Genomic DNA, 14,737 nt, shown 5'->3' with positions numbered 1-14,737 from the left:
GCTACAATATCGACAGACCATCCCTGTCGAAGGCGCCGCAAGCGGCGTCCAGTCAAGCCCAACAGCCCGCCAATGCCCACGTCTCAATCCCCATCTTCCGCCGCACCCGCTCCGCGCGCACCGATGCTCTCGACCGCCGACGCGCTCGCCACACTGCTGGCCGCCGCGAAGCCGTTGACCGATGCTGCCCACGGCAACGCAACCGAGACGCTTTCGACCTTCGACGCGCTCAATCGCGTGCTGGCGGTCGAGGTCGTTTCGCCGCTCGACGTGCCGCCGATGCACACGAGCGCGATGGACGGTTACGCGGTTCGCGTGGCCGATCTGGCGCAAGGCAGCCGCCGGCTGCCGGTCTCGCAGCGCATTCCCGCCGGACACGCGCCGCAGCCGCTCGCGGCGGGCACGGCCGCGCGCATCTTCACGGGTGCGACGGTGCCGCCGGGCGCCGACGCCGTGGTGATGCAGGAGCAGACCGAGACCGACGGCGGCGACGTGACGATCCTGCACACGCCCAAGGCGGGCGAGTGGATCACGGCGCAGGGCGCCGATATCAAGAGGGGCTCGGTGATCCTGCCCGTGGGCACGCGGCTCACGCCGGCGGCGCTCGGGCTGGCGGCGTCGGTGGGGTGCGCGACGCTCACGGTTGCGCGTCGCGTGAAAGTAGCGGTGTTCTTCACCGGCGACGAGTTGACCATGCCGGGCGAGCCGCTCAAGCCGGGCGCGATCTACAATTCGAACCGCTTCACCCTGACTGGCCTCCTGCGCAATCTGGGCTGTGAGGTGACCGACTACGGCATCGTGCCGGATCGGCTCGACGTCACCCGCGCGACGCTGCGCGAGGCCGCCGCGAAGCACGACCTCATCCTCACCTCGGGGGGGGTCTCGGTGGGCGAGGAAGATCACGTGAGGCCCGCAGTGGAGGCCGAGGGGCGCATCAACATGTGGCAGATCGCGATGAAGCCTGGCAAGCCGCTCGCGTTCGGCGCGGTGCGCCGGCCGCAAGACGGGGCACAGGCTGGCGCGGACCAGGGCACAAGCAAGGGTGCAAACGAGGGCGAAAACAAGGGCACTGATGAAGCGTTCTTCATCGGCCTGCCCGGCAATCCGGTGTCGAGCTTCGTCACCTTTTTGCTGTTCGTGCGGCCGTTTCTGCTGCGCCTCGCCGGCGCGACCCACGTGAGCCCACGCGCGCTCTCGCTGCGCGCCGACTTCACGCAGGCCAAGGCCGATCGCCGCAACGAATTCCTGCGTGCGCGCGTAAATCCGGCCGGCGGCCTGGACCTGTTCGCGAACCAGAGCTCGGCGGTGCTGACTTCGACCGTATGGGGCGACGGCCTCATCGACAATCCGCCGAATCATGCGATCAGTGCGGGCGAGACCGTGCGTTTCATTCCTTTCACCGAACTGCTGTATTGAGCGTCATCCGATGAAGATCCAGTTGAAATTTTTTGCGAGCGTGCGTGAGGCGCTGGGCGTGGCCGACGAAACGGTCACGCTGCCTGAGGGCATCGTCACGGTAGGCGACGTGCGCGGCTGGCTGCGCGCGCGCGGCGGCGTATGGGCGGAAACGCTGGCGGAGGGCCGTGCGCTGCGCATGGCCTGCAACCATGTCATGACCGATCCGGCCACGCGCATCACCGATGGCTGCGAAGTGGCGTTCTTCCCGCCCGTCACCGGCGGTTGAACGGCAAGGACGACCAGGCCAACAAGGAGAGCGGCGATGCCAGTGCGTGTCCAGACCGAAGATTTCGACCTGACGACCGAAGTCGCGCAGTTGCGCGCCAACAATCCGGCGATTGGCGCGGTGGCGTGCTTCGTCGGGACCGTGCGCGACCTCAATGACGGCAGTGCGGTCGCGGGCATGGAGCTCGAGCACTATCCGGGCATGACGGAGAAGTCGCTGGAGGGCATCGTTGTCGAAGCCCAGCGGCGCTGGCCCGGCATCGAGGTGCTGATCATCCATCGCGTGGGCAAGCTCGCGCCGCTCGATCAGATCGTGCTGGTGGCGACTACGTCGAAGCATCGTGGCGATGCGTTCGCGTCGTGCGAGTTCGTCATGGACTACCTGAAATCCGAAGCGCCGTTCTGGAAGAAGGAAGAAACCGGACACGGTGCGCGCTGGGTCGATGCACGCGAGAGCGATGACACGGCGCTTGCGCGCTGGGGCGTGACATCGACGAATGCAGCGAAAGGAACCTGAGCGTACTGCCGATGCGGCGATAGTTCCGATATTCCGGAATTATCGCCGCGATTCCGGAGTGAACAGGCATAGTTCCGACATTTAAGATTTTATTGGATTTTTGCCTGATTTTTGGCCATAATTCCGACATAGGCGGAATTATGGCGGTCAACGCCTGCCAGCCGCCATTATTCCTGAGATATCGGAACTATGGCCCGCGTATTACCGAAACCCATCGAACTGACTCCGGGTGCGCCCGACATGGCCACGCTCGGCCTGCTCGTGCGCAATCGACGCGCTCAGAACGCTTTGCGTATCGACGATGCGGCCGACCAGATCGGCGTATCGAAAGACGTGCTTTCGCGGCTCGAGAACGGGCGCCCGGTAGGTCTCGACAAGCTGTTCCTGATTCTCGACGGCCTGGGCTTGAGCCTGCTCGTGCTGCCGCGCGCCGAGGCGTCCGAAGTGCTGCACATGCTGGACGAGGCGCAGCCGGGCGAGCCTGAAATCCGGGAGGGGCACAATACGCCCCCGACGGAGCGCCGCTGATGCGCCACGCCCTGTATGTCTCGACGAACGGCGAACCGGTCGGCTCGCTCGGTTTCGAGCCCCGCGAAGACCGTTACGATTTCCGCTACGAGGACGGCTGGCTTGCGCGGCGCGATGCCTTTCCACTCTCGCCGCATATCGGGCTCGATGGCGCCGCGCCCCGGACGGGGACGCTTGCCCGCTTCATCGGCAATCTGCTGCCGGAAGGGCGGGCGCTCGACGTGGCTTCGATCGTCTACCAGATTTCGAAAGACAACATCTACGGCCTGATTCGCATGCTCGGCAAGGAGCCGGTCGGGGCGCTCAGCTTTCTCGCCGCTGGCGAGGATGTGCCGCCGCTGCCGCACGCTTCCCAGGTCAACCCGCAGGTCGACCCGCAGGCGGGCACGCAGGCGGGCACGCAGACGAGCACGCAGACGAGCGGCCAGGGGCGCCGCATAGTCGGGGAGGAGGAGTTGACGGAGCGTATCCGCGACCGCGATACGATTCCTTTCCCCGTATGGGACAAACGCGTGCGTCTGTCCATCGCAGGTTATCAGGACAAGCTGCAGGTGCTGGTCGAGGGCAGCCAGCTCTCGCTCGTCGACGGCAGCCCGCTCAGTTCGACGCACATCCTCAAGCCCGAATCGCGCAATCCGGGCACGCCATTCATGGTCGCCAACGAGCATTTCTGCATGACGCTCGCGGCGCGCATGGGCTTGCCGGCCGCGCCGGTGGCGATCCGCAGGATTCCCGAGCCGATTCTGCTCATCGAGCGTTTCGATCGCGTGGTTGCGCATGAAGCGGGCAACCCCGAGCGCGTGGCGGCGGTCAGGCGCCTGCATGTGATTGACGGCTGCCAGGCGCTGGATTTACCCGTGTCGTTCAAGTACGAGCGCAACTTCGGCAATACGACGGACGTGCGTACGATCCGCGAAGGCGCGAGCTTCGAAAAACTCTTCGCGTTGACGCCGTACTTCGTCACGCCGGCCGCTGCCCGCATGTTTCTCACGCGCTGGGCGGTGTTCCAGTTGCTCATCGGCAATAGCGACGCACACGGCAAGAATCTTTCGTTCTTCATGCAGCGCGGCGGCCTCGTTCCGGCGCCGCTGTACGATCTGGTGTCGGTGAACGCCTATGGCGAAATGGTCGAGCAGGAAATGGCGATGGGTTACGGCGACGCCTTTCACCTTGGCGAGGTCACGCCGTTCGAATTGGCGTGCTTCGCGCAGCGCACGGGCGTGCAGCCGCGCTACCTCGCGCGCGAGCTGGTTCGTATGGCGCAAGCGGCACGCAGTCTGGCTCCGGAATTGGCGCGGAGTGCGCTTTATGTCGGCGAAGAGCGTGGGCTGCTACAGACCGTTTCGGGCTTTATCGTCGAACAGGCCGAGCGTTTGTCGAAGATGGCGCCCGAGGTGCCAAAAATCGATCGCAAACTGCTCTGAGGACCGTGCGTCAATGACGATATGCGCATAAAACAGGGCCGGTAGTATTGGATATGCAACTAACAGCCAGTCGATCCCGGAACGCGCAAGGCTGGCGGTTCAGTGAGAGCGGGTGGTTTCGTCTTCGTCCATCGAGCGCCCGACGAATTTGGCCGGAAACGGCTCACCAGTGGGGCGGGTGGGAAGATCGTGGCCGTGACCCGCGGGGCGACGGCGCGGAGCAATCGAGTCGAGCAGGGCCTGCTGCTCGGGCGGAACCGTGTAATCCCAGCCGAAGCGGCTCAACTGCAGACTTTGCGCGATGCGCAGCGCAGGCTCCATGAACTGCACCGCCGCAGCGGGCTCGTAACGCGCCTGAACCGTATCGAGAAAGAGATAGAGCCAGTGACTGAAATGCTTCGGCTCGACGCCGGGCACAGGGTCGTGTGCCTGCTGCACATTGCCGCGGTAAGTCTTCGTGCCGAGTACGAGACTCGACCAGAAGCGGCACATCTTCGGCAGATGCTCGTCCCAGCGCCCGGCCATCACGCCCTCGAAAACGGGGCCGAGCAGGGCATCCTCGCGCACGCGGTCGTAGAACGCGTAGACGAGCTCGCGGATGTTGTCTTCGGTGGGGGCGGTGTGCCGCACGGAGGCGGCGCTGGTGTCGGGGAGCGTCATGTCGGAGTTTGAGGCCATGCACAGAGCCGCCGCGCGGTGGTTCACCGGTCATGCAAACTGCAGCAAACTATGTGTCGAGCGGCTTTGCGAACTGCAGATCGAAGTGCCCATAATACACAAAAACGTGCATGCGACTTGCATGTTATTGTATGGATTCCGCGCCTGTGCGCCTACCCACCTCCTGGCACCATGAGACTGACCGACTACACCGATTATTCGCTGCGCGTGATGCTTTATCTCGCGCTGCGTCGCGACCGGCTCTCGACGATCCAGGAGATTTCTGACGCTTACAGCATCTCGAAGAACCACCTGATGAAGGTCGTGCAGCGTCTGGGCGAGCTTGGCTGGGTCGATACCATTCGCGGACGCAACGGCGGGCTGCGGCTCGGGTCGAATTCGCTCGAATTGAGCGTCGGCACCGTGGTGCGGCAGACTGAGAGCGATTTCGCGCTCGTCGGATGCTTCCCCGACGAGAACGGCGAGCGCCGAAGCTGCGTCATTGAGCCGCAATGCCGGCTCAAGCATGCGCTGGCGGCGGCACGGGAAGCGTTCCTCGCCGAACTCGACCGGCACACGATCGGCGAACTGGCGCAGCCTGCCGGTGAACTGACCGGCTTGCTGGGCCTCGCCCCCATTGCACTTGTGCCGCGTGCACGAGCCACGCGGCACGCGCCTTCGAGCGAGCACTGAAGCACTGCGCACCCGGCGCTCGTTTGTTCCGTTTCCCTCTGTAGCGTCTATCCTCACAGAGGTGCCTTGGTGCGCCGGTCCCGCTCGTCGTTTTGCGGCGGCCAGCGCGGTCGTTCGTCCAGACCTGTCCATGCTCAGAGCGGCCGTTCGCGCCCGATCGACTCAATCGGAAAAAATTACGCTATGGGCGCTTGAAACCAGCGCAACACCCCTCAGATTTGGTGACAGTTAAAGACTGGAGGTCTCGTTTTAAATGAGAATCGACAAACTCACCACCAAGTTCCAGGAAGCACTCGCCGACGCACAGAGTCTCGCCGTCGGCCGCGACAATCAATATATCGAACCGGTCCACCTGCTGGCGGCGCTCGTCGCGCAGCAGGACGGCTCGGCGCGCTCGCTCATGTCGCGCGCGGGCGTGCAGGTTCAGGCACTGCAGAACGCGCTGAACGACGCCATCAATCGCTTGCCGCAGGTGCAGGGCACCGACGGCAACGTGCAGGTTGGCCGCGAGCTCACGGGTCTCCTGAATCAGGCCGACAAGGAAGCGCAGAAGCTCAACGACACCTACATCGCGAGCGAGATGTTCCTGCTGGCGGTTGCCGACGATAAAGGCGACGTGGGCCAGATTGCGCGCAAGAGCGGCCTCACGCGCAAGGCGCTCGAAGCGGCCATCGTCGCGGTGCGCGGCGGTGCGCAGGTTCACAGCCAGGACGCCGAGAGCCAGCGCGAAGCGCTCAAGAAGTACACCGTCGACCTGACCGAGCGCGCGCGCTCGGGCAAGCTCGATCCCGTGATCGGCCGCGACGACGAAATCCGCCGCTCGATCCAGATCCTGCAGCGCCGCACCAAGAACAACCCGGTGCTGATCGGCGAGCCGGGCGTGGGCAAGACGGCCATCGTCGAAGGCCTCGCGCAGCGTATCGTCAACGGCGAAGTGCCGGAGACACTCAAGGGCAAGCGCGTGCTCTCGCTCGACATGGCGGCGCTGCTCGCGGGCGCGAAGTATCGCGGCGAGTTCGAAGAGCGCCTGAAGGCCGTGCTCAACGATATCGCGAAGGACGAAGGCCAGACCATCGTTTTTATCGACGAGATTCATACGATGGTGGGCGCGGGCAAGGCCGAAGGCGCGATGGATGCGGGCAACATGCTCAAACCGGCGCTCTCGCGCGGCGAGTTGCACTGCATCGGCGCGACCACGCTCGACGAATATCGCAAGTACATCGAAAAGGATGCAGCGCTCGAACGCCGCTTCCAGAAGGTGCTCGTGGATGAACCGTCGGTCGAGGCCACCATTGCGATCCTGCGCGGGCTGCAGGAGAAGTACGAGTTGCACCACGGCGTGGAAATCACCGACCCCGCAATTGTCGCGGCAGCGGAGCTCTCGCATCGCTACATCACCGACCGCTTCTTGCCTGACAAGGCTATCGACCTGATCGACGAAGCCGCTTCGAAGATCAAGATGGAAATCGACTCGAAGCCCGAGGAGATGGACAAGCTCGATCGTCGCCTGATCCAGTTGAAGATCGAGCGCGAAGCCGTCAAGAAGGAAAAGGACGAAGCGTCGCAAAAGCGCCTGCAGTTGATCGAGGAAGAGATCGACCGCCTGAGCCTCGAATATAAGGATCTCGAAGAAATCTGGACTGCCGAGAAAGCGGCGGTGCAGGGCAGCGCGCAGATCAAGGAAGAGATCGATCGCGTGCGCGCCGAGATCACGAAATTCCAGCGCGAAGGCAAGCTCGAGAAGGTCGCCGAGTTGCAGTACGGCAAGCTTCCGCAACTCGAATCACAACTGAAGCAGGTCACGCAGGCCGAGGCGGACGAGCAGAACAACCCGACGCGGCCACGTCTTTTGCGCACCCAGGTGGGCGCGGAGGAAATCGCCGAGGTCGTGTCGCGCTCGACTGGCATCCCGGTCTCGCGCATGATGCAGGGCGAGCGCGAAAAACTGTTGCTGATCGAAGACAAGCTGCATGAGCGCGTGATCGGCCAGGACGAGGCGATCAACGCCGTGGCCGATGCAATCCGCCGCTCGCGCGCCGGTCTCGCAGACCCGAACAAGCCCTATGGCTCGTTCCTGTTCCTCGGGCCGACGGGTGTGGGTAAGACCGAGCTTTGCAAGGCGCTCGCGGGCTTCCTGTTCGATTCGGAGGATCATCTCATCCGTATCGACATGAGCGAGTTCATGGAGAAGCACAGCGTCGCGCGTCTGATTGGCGCGCCGCCGGGATATGTGGGCTACGAGGAGGGCGGCTATCTGACCGAGGCCGTGCGCCGCAAGCCGTATAGCGTGATCCTGCTCGACGAAGTCGAAAAGGCGCACCCGGATGTGTTCAACGTGCTGCTCCAGGTGCTGGACGACGGTCGCATGACCGACGGCCAGGGGCGTACCGTCGACTTCAAGAACACGGTGATCGTGATGACGTCGAACCTCGGCTCGCACCTCATCCAGTCGATGGCGGGCGAGCCGCAGGAAGCGGTGAAGGACGCGGTCTGGAACGAAGTGAAGCAGCAGTTCCGGCCTGAGTTCCTGAACCGGATCGACGAAGTCGTGGTGTTCCATGCGCTCGACCGCTCGAACATCGAGTCGATCGCGAAGATCCAGTTGCAGCGCCTGCGCGAGCGTCTGGAGAAGCTCGACATGGAGCTGATGGTGTCGGACGAAGCGCTCGGTCAGATCGCCAAGGTCGGCTACGACCCGCTGTTCGGTGCGCGGCCGCTCAAGCGCGCGATCCAGCAGGAGATCGAAAACCCGGTCGCCAAGCTGATCCTCGCGGGCAAGTTCGGGCCGAAGGATGTGATCCCGGTCGACATCCAGGACGGCAAGTTCGTTTTCGAACGCGTCGTGCACTGAGGCGTGATGCACGCTGCGCAAGCGCGTACCGAAAAGTGCGCGCCGTAGTCAGGCAGAACGTGCAAACGAAACGTGCAAACAAAAAGGGCAGCGGAATTTTTCCGTTGCCCTTTTTTCATACGTGCGCGCGGTGCGCGCCGCAACTTACGCCTGCTTGTTCCCGCCGCCCAGCAGCGAAGCGAGGCCGCCGAGCGTGCCCAGCACGCTCTCGGAGTTGATCTGGCCGCCGGCGGGCACTTCGCCGTTCGGCGTGCCGGCGTTGATCACGTGAGGCAGCACCTGCGCGAGCAGGCCGCTCACCTGTTCGGGCTGCATGCCAACCTTCTGCGCAAGGCCCGAAACCACATCGGAGCCCAATGCGTTGTGGAGTTGATCCGGCGAAACCGCCTGGTTCTCGCCGTTGCCTACCCACGACTGCACGATATCGCCCAAGCCGCCTTGCTGGAACTTCTGGATCAGGCCGTTTAGGCCGCCCGGCTGGTTGTTGATGAATTCCATCGCGACGGCGAGGAGTTGGGCTTGGCCGCCGCCTTGTTGCTGCGACGAGGAACCGAGCAGGGAACCGAGGGAATCTAGCAGGCTCATGACAATCTCTCTGAATGATGGCCGCGAGAGGGAACGCGGCCGGAAAACCGGATGGCGCACACGAGGTGCGCCGCGTATTGCAATCTGTGTCGCCCGTACTGCCCGGCGGCGGGCGAGTACCGCACGCGCCGGGGCGGGACAAATTCGGGCGCGAGAATCAGGCGCCCGAATCAGGTACGAGAATCAGCAGCGCGAATCAGCAGCGCGAATCATGCACCCGAAGCCGCCGCGTCGGAAGCGGCTTTGCTCTTCTTCGACTTCCTGGACTTCTTCGCCTTGGTGTCCGAGGCGGCACCCGGCGCTGCAGCGGCGGATCCTGCCTCAGGCGCGCTCGCCGCGGCGGCGGTCTTGTCTTTCTTGCCCTTGTGCTTCGACTTGCTCGAGCCTGCTTCCGACGCGGCTTGCGGAGCGGCCGGAGTGGCAGGGTTGGCCGCGGCGGCGGGCGCCTGCGAAGTCGTCATCGGATTGGGCGTGGTGCCGGCAGCGGCGGCGCCCTTGCTGCTCTTCGACGCCGCGGCGCTCTTGCCGGCCGGCGGCGCTGAGGATCCATTGATCGTGAGGCCAGCGGCTTCGAGGTTTTGCACCGACTTCTGGCCGATGCCCTTGACGCGGTTCACGAGGTCGTCGGCGTCCTTGAAGGGGCCGTTCTTGGTGCGTTCGTCGATGATCGCCTTGGCGTGAGCCGGGCCGATGCCCTTGACGGTTTCGAGTGCGGTTTGATCCGCGCTGTTGACTTCGACGGCCGCCACCAGCGCGGCGGACAGCGACAGACCTAGTGCGAGGAACAGCATCAGCAACTTCTTGAGCATGGCAATCACTCCATTGAGGGCATTTCGGTTAGCCGGGAACGGACGACGCATCCAGTCGGTGGTGCTGCGCTACAAGGATAAGACAGTTGGCCTATCCATGGACGGGAAGCGGTCGATTTATACCCACGGTTTCGTGGCAACACAATCGCGCCGCACAATATTTAATACTTCTGTGCAAGTTGACGGCGGCTGAAAGACGCGCTCGAGGCGTATTTCAGGCGCGATGCGGCCCGACGATGCCGAGCTTCGCAATGCGCCGATAGAGCGTCGCGCGTGAGATGCCCAGTGCCGCGGCGGCGGCATTGGGACGCCATTGATGCGCGGTGAGCGCGGCGACGATGCGCGAGCGCTCGTCGCCGCTGTCGCATGCCGGGTTGCAGGCCATGCCGGTACCGAACGTTGCGCGAGAGATGCCAGGCGCGCGGGACGTGTTGGACGTGTTGGACGCGGGCAGCCGCGCGGCGAGATCGCCGCTCAGGTGCCGAGCCTCCACACGCACCGTATCGCACACCGCGCATGCGTAGCGCATGGCGTTGCGCAGTTGGCGCAAGTTGCCGGGCCAGGCAAACGTGGCAAGCCGCGCGGCCAGGCCGGCGTCGAGCGCGAGCGGGCGACCAGCCGCCTGTGCTTCTTCGGCGAACACCGTTTCGATGAGCGTCGCGATATCGCGACGCTCGCGCAGCGGCGGTAACGTGAGTACGGCGCCGCAGAGCCGGTAGTACAGGTCGTCGCGAAACGTGCCTGAAGCGGCCATTTGCGGGAGGTCGCGGTGGGTCGCACAGATGACTTCGAGGTCGACGTGCGTAGGCGTTTCGCCGCCGAGTGGCAGCACCTCGCCCTCGGCCAGCACGCGCAAGAGGCGCGTCTGCAACGCGAGCGGCATGTCGCCGATCTCGTCGAGAAAGAGTGTGCCGCCATCGGCCATGGCGATCTTGCCGCGCGACCCGTGGCGCCGCGCGCCCGTGAACGCGCCCGGAGCGTAGCCAAAGAGTTCGCTCTCGATCAACGACTCGGGCAGCGCGCCGCAGTTCACGGCCACGAACGGCCGGTTGCGGCGCGGCCCCGCATCGTGAATCGCACGCGCGAACACTTCCTTGCCCGCGCCCGTTTCGCCTAGCAGCAGAACCGGCAGACGCTTGCCTGCCACGCGCTGCGCAATGCGTGCGTTTTCGGCGACACGCGCATCCGCGCTGCGCAGGAACGGGCCCAGCGCGCTGTGGTCGTGCGCGTCGTCGGCACGCGCGCCGCGCAGCGGCGTTGCGCCGTGCACGGCGGGAGATTGGGGGCGCGGTGCACCTGGGAACCCGGTGCGCCCGAGCGGCGCGCGAATGCGCGCGTAGAGCATGCTGCCGTTCGCACGCAGGCGCAGCGCCGCGATGGCTTCGATACGGCCGATATCGCGTAGCTGCACGTGCGACGAATCGAAGATCTCATCGATATGGCGCGGCCCGTCGAGGCCCGGAATGCATTCGCGCGCGCGGCGGTTCGCGGCGGCCACATTGCCGTTTTCGTCGAAGGCAATTAGCAGTTCAGGCTGCGCTTCGACGTAGTTGCGGTTCTGGTGCCCGAAAAGAATCCAGAACGCCGAGGTGCGATGCAGGAAATAGCCGTCTTCGATGAGCGTCGCGCTCTGGCGCACGAGTTGGTTGACGATGCGCTGGCTGTCGCGGTTATCGGGCGACTGCACGGCAGAGGCGTCGAGCACGCCGATCAGCTCGCCGCCCGGCGCGAAAATGGGCGCGGCGCTGCAAGTGAGCGTCGTGAACGCAGCGCGAAAGTGATCGGTCTTGTGCACCGTGATGGGCGCGAGGTCGGTGAGCACGCTCGCAATGCCGCACGTGCCTTCCTCGCTCTCCGACCAGCACGAGCCGATATAGAGCCCCGCATGCTTGAAGTCGTTGCGGCGTTCGCGGTCAATGCGGTAGTCGATGGTGACGCCGTGCGCGTCGGTGAGCATCACGCAATAGTCGGCGTCGCGCACGGTCTCGTGCAGGCGCGTGAGGCATTGGCCCGAGGCGCGCAGAAAGGCCTCTTCGCGATCGCGGATCTCGCGCAGCTCGGCGGCGCTCAGCACGCGCGGGCCGATCACCGAGCCCGGGTCGAGCTGATAGCGCTCGAACGAGCGCTGCCAGGACGAGGCGAGGCGCGGCGAGTCGTTCGGTGCGGGCAGCCGGCCTTCGACGGCGCCGCGTACGCGTTCGGCGTGGTGGGTGGGCGCGAGTGCGTAGGGCATGGGCGGTTCCAGACGATTCCTGACGAGGGGCGTCGGCGCTCGGAGCGTTCGGCGGGAGCCTTTTTGTAGCACATCTGTCGCGCGCGATCACACCGCAGCGCAGCATGCGAGACGGTCGAGACGATCGTCTCAGCGCATGGCGAGACGCGCGTGAGACGCGGTTCGAAGCCTGCGCAGGCCCGTTGCGTGGGGCTGAACGGACTCCGCATAGACGCTGGAGGCGGGCTGCGTCTCACTGGGTGCGTGCGCGAGGCCGCGACTGAGACCTTGTGTGGGCGGTGAACGATCGTGCGGGCGCGCCCTCATGGCGCTCGCGAAGCCAATAGATACGGCACTCCGCACGACATCGACGGCTATTCGCGTGCGTTGGCACAGCGCTTGCAGAGAATCACGGCAACGGCGGCGCACGCATGCGTCGCGATCACAACAAGTTCGCGCGAGCCTCGCCGGCCGCGTAGAGCTTGTATGAGGCCAGAGCAAGCGTGAAAGCGCTAACCCCGGTCGATACAGGAGACAACGCCCGTGACGACGCCCGTGACCGTAGGCGTGATCGCGAACCCCGCTTCGGGGCGCGACATCCGCCGTCTCACCACGCACGCTTCCGTTTTTCCGACTGCGGAAAAGGCCAACATGGTCGTGCGCCTGCTCGCAGGGCTCGGCGCGCTGGGCGTGGAGCGCGTGCTCACGCTGCGCGACCGCACCGGTGTGGCCGCGCTCGTGCTGCGTGCGCTGGAAACCCATGCCGCCGTGGCGCGGCACGAGCGTTGGCCCGTGGTGGAGTTCATCGATCTGCCGATCAGCGAGAGCGTGGCCGATACCCACGTGGGCGTCGCACATATGGTGCGCGAGCAAGTCGCGCTGATCGCCGTGCTTGGTGGCGACGGCACGCATCGCGCCGTCGCGGCGCATTGCGGCGATACGCCGTTGCTCGCGCTTTCCACCGGCACTAACAACGCTTTTCCCGAGCTGCGCGAAGCCACGGTTGCGGGTCTCGCGGGCGCGATCGTCGCCACCGGCGCCGTGCCGGCCGAAACGGCCCTCGTGCGCAACAAGCGTCTCGTCGCGCGCTGCGTCGAGGGGCCGAATCGCGGACGCGAGGAGATCGCGCTGGTCGACATCTGCGTGTCGCGTCAGCCGTTCATTGGTGCGCGTGCAATTTCAGATAGTTCGGATATCGAATCGTTATTTCTGGCCTTTGCGCCGCCCGACGGCATTGGGCTCGCGTCGATCGGCGGCGCCTGGGCGCCGGTCGGTCGCGACGCCGCGCACGGCCTGCATATGACTTTTTCGCATGCGTCCGCGCGAGGCCGCGAAGGCGAGGGCGAAGGCGTGCCGCTCATCGCGCCCATCGCGCCCGGCCGCATCGAGCGCCTGACGATGCGCACCTGCGAGCGACTCGAAGTGGGCATGGCACTGCCGCTCGACGCGGATCACGGCACGCTCGCCTTCGACGGCGAGCGCGAGATCGAACCGGCGCGCGGCGACCGCTATGAAATCGCGCTCGACTGGAGCGGGCCGCTGACCGTCGATGTCGCGCGCACGTTGCGCTACGCGGCCTCGCATCAGTTGTTGCGCCAGGCGGCGGCATATGGCGCCGCCTGACGCCTCGCGCCGATACGCACGCCGATACGCACGCTTTATCGCATTCCCCCAATTTCCCTCAGTAAAGGAGTCATTCCACCCACGTAGTTCGTTTCGAAACTAGCAGGCATCACCAAAGTGGTCATCACAGGAGACAACCATGTCTGTCACGTTGAACAAGGAGCAGTTGCTCGCGGCGTATCGCTCGATGCGCACGATCCGCGAGTTCGAGGAGCGCTTGCACGTCGAATTCGCAACCGGCGAGATTCCGGGATTCGTGCATCTGTATGCGGGCGAGGAGGCGTCCGCAGTCGGCACCATGAGCCATCTGAGCGACAACGATTACGTCGCCACCACGCACCGTGGCCATGGCCATTGCATCGCGAAGGGCGTGGACGTGCGCGAGATGATGGCCGAAATCTATGGCCGCGCCACGGGCTCGTGCCGCGGCAAGGGCGGCTCGATGCACATCGCCGACCTCGCGAAGGGCATGCTGGGTGCCAACGGCATCGTCGGCGCGGGCGGCCCGCTCACGTGCGGCGCGGCGCTGGCCGCCAAGCAGAAGAAAACCGGCGGCGTGGGTGTGTGCTTCTTCGGCGACGGCGCGTCGAACCAGGGCGTTATCTTCGAGTCGATGAATCTCGCCTCGGTGTGGCGTCTGCCCGTGATCTTCGTCGCGGAGAACAACGGCTATGCGGAAGCAACGTCGTCCACATGGTCGGTCGCCGCCGACAACATCGCCGATCGCGCCAACGGCTTCGGCATGCCGGGGGTGATCGTCGACGGCTTCGACTTTTTCGCGGTGTACGAGGCGCTTGGAGAGGCGATTGCGCGCGCGCGCAACGGCGGCGGTCCGACGCTCGTGGAAATGAAGCTGTCGCGCTATTACGGCCACTTCGAAGGCGATGCGCAGACCTACCGCGCACCTGGCGAAGTGCAGAAGCTGCGCGATGAAAAGGACTGTCTCAAGCGTTTCGAAGAGCGCGTGGTGCGTGCGGAGCTTGCAAGCACCGAGGACCTGCGCAAGGTGGACGCCGAAGTGAACGCGCTGATCGACGATGCGGTGGCGAAGGCGAAGGCTGCACCGTTGCCCGCCGCCGAGGCGCTGCTCACCGACGTGTACGTGTCGTATCCCTGAGCGCGGCTTGCTCGGGTAATCAGGATTCCAGATCAAGG

The 14,737-nt window shown here is 65.0% G+C and carries 13 protein-coding genes; 9 read left to right on the top strand and 4 right to left on the bottom strand.

Going from position 1 to position 14,737, the window contains the following annotated elements; all coding sequences use genetic code 11:
• Positions 1 to 123: 123 nt before the first annotated feature.
• The 5 genes from L5014_RS10750 to L5014_RS10730 all read left to right on the top strand — a co-directional run bounded on the left by L5014_RS10750 (position 124) and on the right by L5014_RS10730 (position 4,152).
• Positions 124 to 1,416, top strand: a complete 1,293-nt coding sequence (locus L5014_RS10750; RefSeq protein WP_338019277.1) for a molybdopterin molybdotransferase MoeA — start codon at positions 124 to 126, stop codon at positions 1,414 to 1,416.
• 10 nt (positions 1,417 to 1,426) lie between these two features.
• Positions 1,427 to 1,684 (top strand): molybdopterin converting factor subunit 1, encoded by a 258-nt coding sequence (gene moaD, locus L5014_RS10745; protein ID WP_238463603.1) that lies wholly within the window; start codon positions 1,427 to 1,429, stop codon positions 1,682 to 1,684.
• Between the two features lie 36 nt (positions 1,685 to 1,720).
• A complete protein-coding gene (locus L5014_RS10740) occupies positions 1,721 to 2,200 on the top strand; it encodes a molybdenum cofactor biosynthesis protein MoaE (protein WP_238463602.1) in 480 nt (159 codons plus the stop codon).
• A gap of 189 nt (positions 2,201 to 2,389) precedes the next feature.
• Complete coding sequence (locus L5014_RS10735) at positions 2,390 to 2,728, top strand: helix-turn-helix domain-containing protein (RefSeq protein WP_238463601.1); 339 nt, start codon at positions 2,390 to 2,392, stop codon at positions 2,726 to 2,728.
• A complete protein-coding gene (locus L5014_RS10730; RefSeq protein WP_238463600.1) occupies positions 2,728 to 4,152 on the top strand; it encodes a HipA domain-containing protein in 1,425 nt (474 codons plus the stop codon). The genes L5014_RS10735 and L5014_RS10730 overlap by 1 nt, the downstream gene beginning before the upstream one ends.
• Before the next feature lie 99 nt (positions 4,153 to 4,251).
• On the opposite strand, the gene L5014_RS10725 is transcribed toward L5014_RS10730, so the two are convergent.
• Entirely contained in the window at positions 4,252 to 4,830 is a 579-nt protein-coding gene (locus L5014_RS10725) for a group III truncated hemoglobin (protein ID WP_238463599.1), read from the bottom strand.
• Positions 4,831 to 5,001: 171 nt separating this feature from the next.
• Between L5014_RS10725 and L5014_RS10720 the strand changes: the two genes are divergently transcribed.
• Complete coding sequence (locus L5014_RS10720; RefSeq protein WP_238463598.1) at positions 5,002 to 5,502, top strand: Rrf2 family transcriptional regulator; 501 nt, start codon at positions 5,002 to 5,004, stop codon at positions 5,500 to 5,502.
• A gap of 253 nt (positions 5,503 to 5,755) precedes the next feature.
• Positions 5,756 to 8,353, top strand: a complete 2,598-nt coding sequence (gene clpB / locus L5014_RS10715) for an ATP-dependent chaperone ClpB (RefSeq protein WP_238463597.1) — start codon at positions 5,756 to 5,758, stop codon at positions 8,351 to 8,353.
• Positions 8,354 to 8,497: 144 nt separating this feature from the next.
• On the opposite strand, the gene L5014_RS10710 is transcribed toward clpB, so the two are convergent.
• The 3 genes from L5014_RS10710 to L5014_RS10700 form a co-directional block, all read right to left on the bottom strand.
• A complete protein-coding gene (locus L5014_RS10710) occupies positions 8,498 to 8,938 on the bottom strand; it encodes a YidB family protein (RefSeq protein ID WP_238463596.1) in 441 nt (146 codons plus the stop codon).
• 209 nt (positions 8,939 to 9,147) lie between these two features.
• The gene (locus tag L5014_RS10705; RefSeq protein ID WP_238463595.1) at positions 9,148 to 9,747 is read right to left on the bottom strand and encodes a ComEA family DNA-binding protein; all 600 of its coding nucleotides are present in this window, start codon (positions 9,745 to 9,747) and stop codon (positions 9,148 to 9,150) included.
• Positions 9,748 to 9,961: 214 nt separating this feature from the next.
• Positions 9,962 to 11,980, bottom strand: coding sequence for a sigma-54-dependent Fis family transcriptional regulator (locus L5014_RS10700; RefSeq protein ID WP_238463594.1), 2,019 nt, complete (start codon positions 11,978 to 11,980; stop codon positions 9,962 to 9,964).
• A 522-nt stretch (positions 11,981 to 12,502) separates the two neighbouring features.
• On the opposite strand from L5014_RS10700, the gene L5014_RS10695 reads away from it, so the two are divergent.
• Positions 12,503 to 13,582, top strand: coding sequence for an ATP-NAD kinase family protein (locus L5014_RS10695; protein WP_238463593.1), 1,080 nt, complete (start codon positions 12,503 to 12,505; stop codon positions 13,580 to 13,582).
• A 139-nt stretch (positions 13,583 to 13,721) separates the two neighbouring features.
• On the top strand, positions 13,722 to 14,699 hold the full coding sequence (locus L5014_RS10690; protein WP_238463592.1) for a thiamine pyrophosphate-dependent dehydrogenase E1 component subunit alpha: 978 nt from the start codon (positions 13,722 to 13,724) through the stop codon (positions 14,697 to 14,699).
• The last annotated feature ends 38 nt before the right edge of the window (positions 14,700 to 14,737 follow it).

Source organism: Paraburkholderia tagetis, from assembly GCF_022213065.1.
Taxonomy (GTDB): Bacteria; Pseudomonadota; Gammaproteobacteria; order Burkholderiales; family Burkholderiaceae; genus Paraburkholderia; species Paraburkholderia tagetis.
This window is presented reverse-complemented; position numbering and strand designations above follow the sequence as displayed.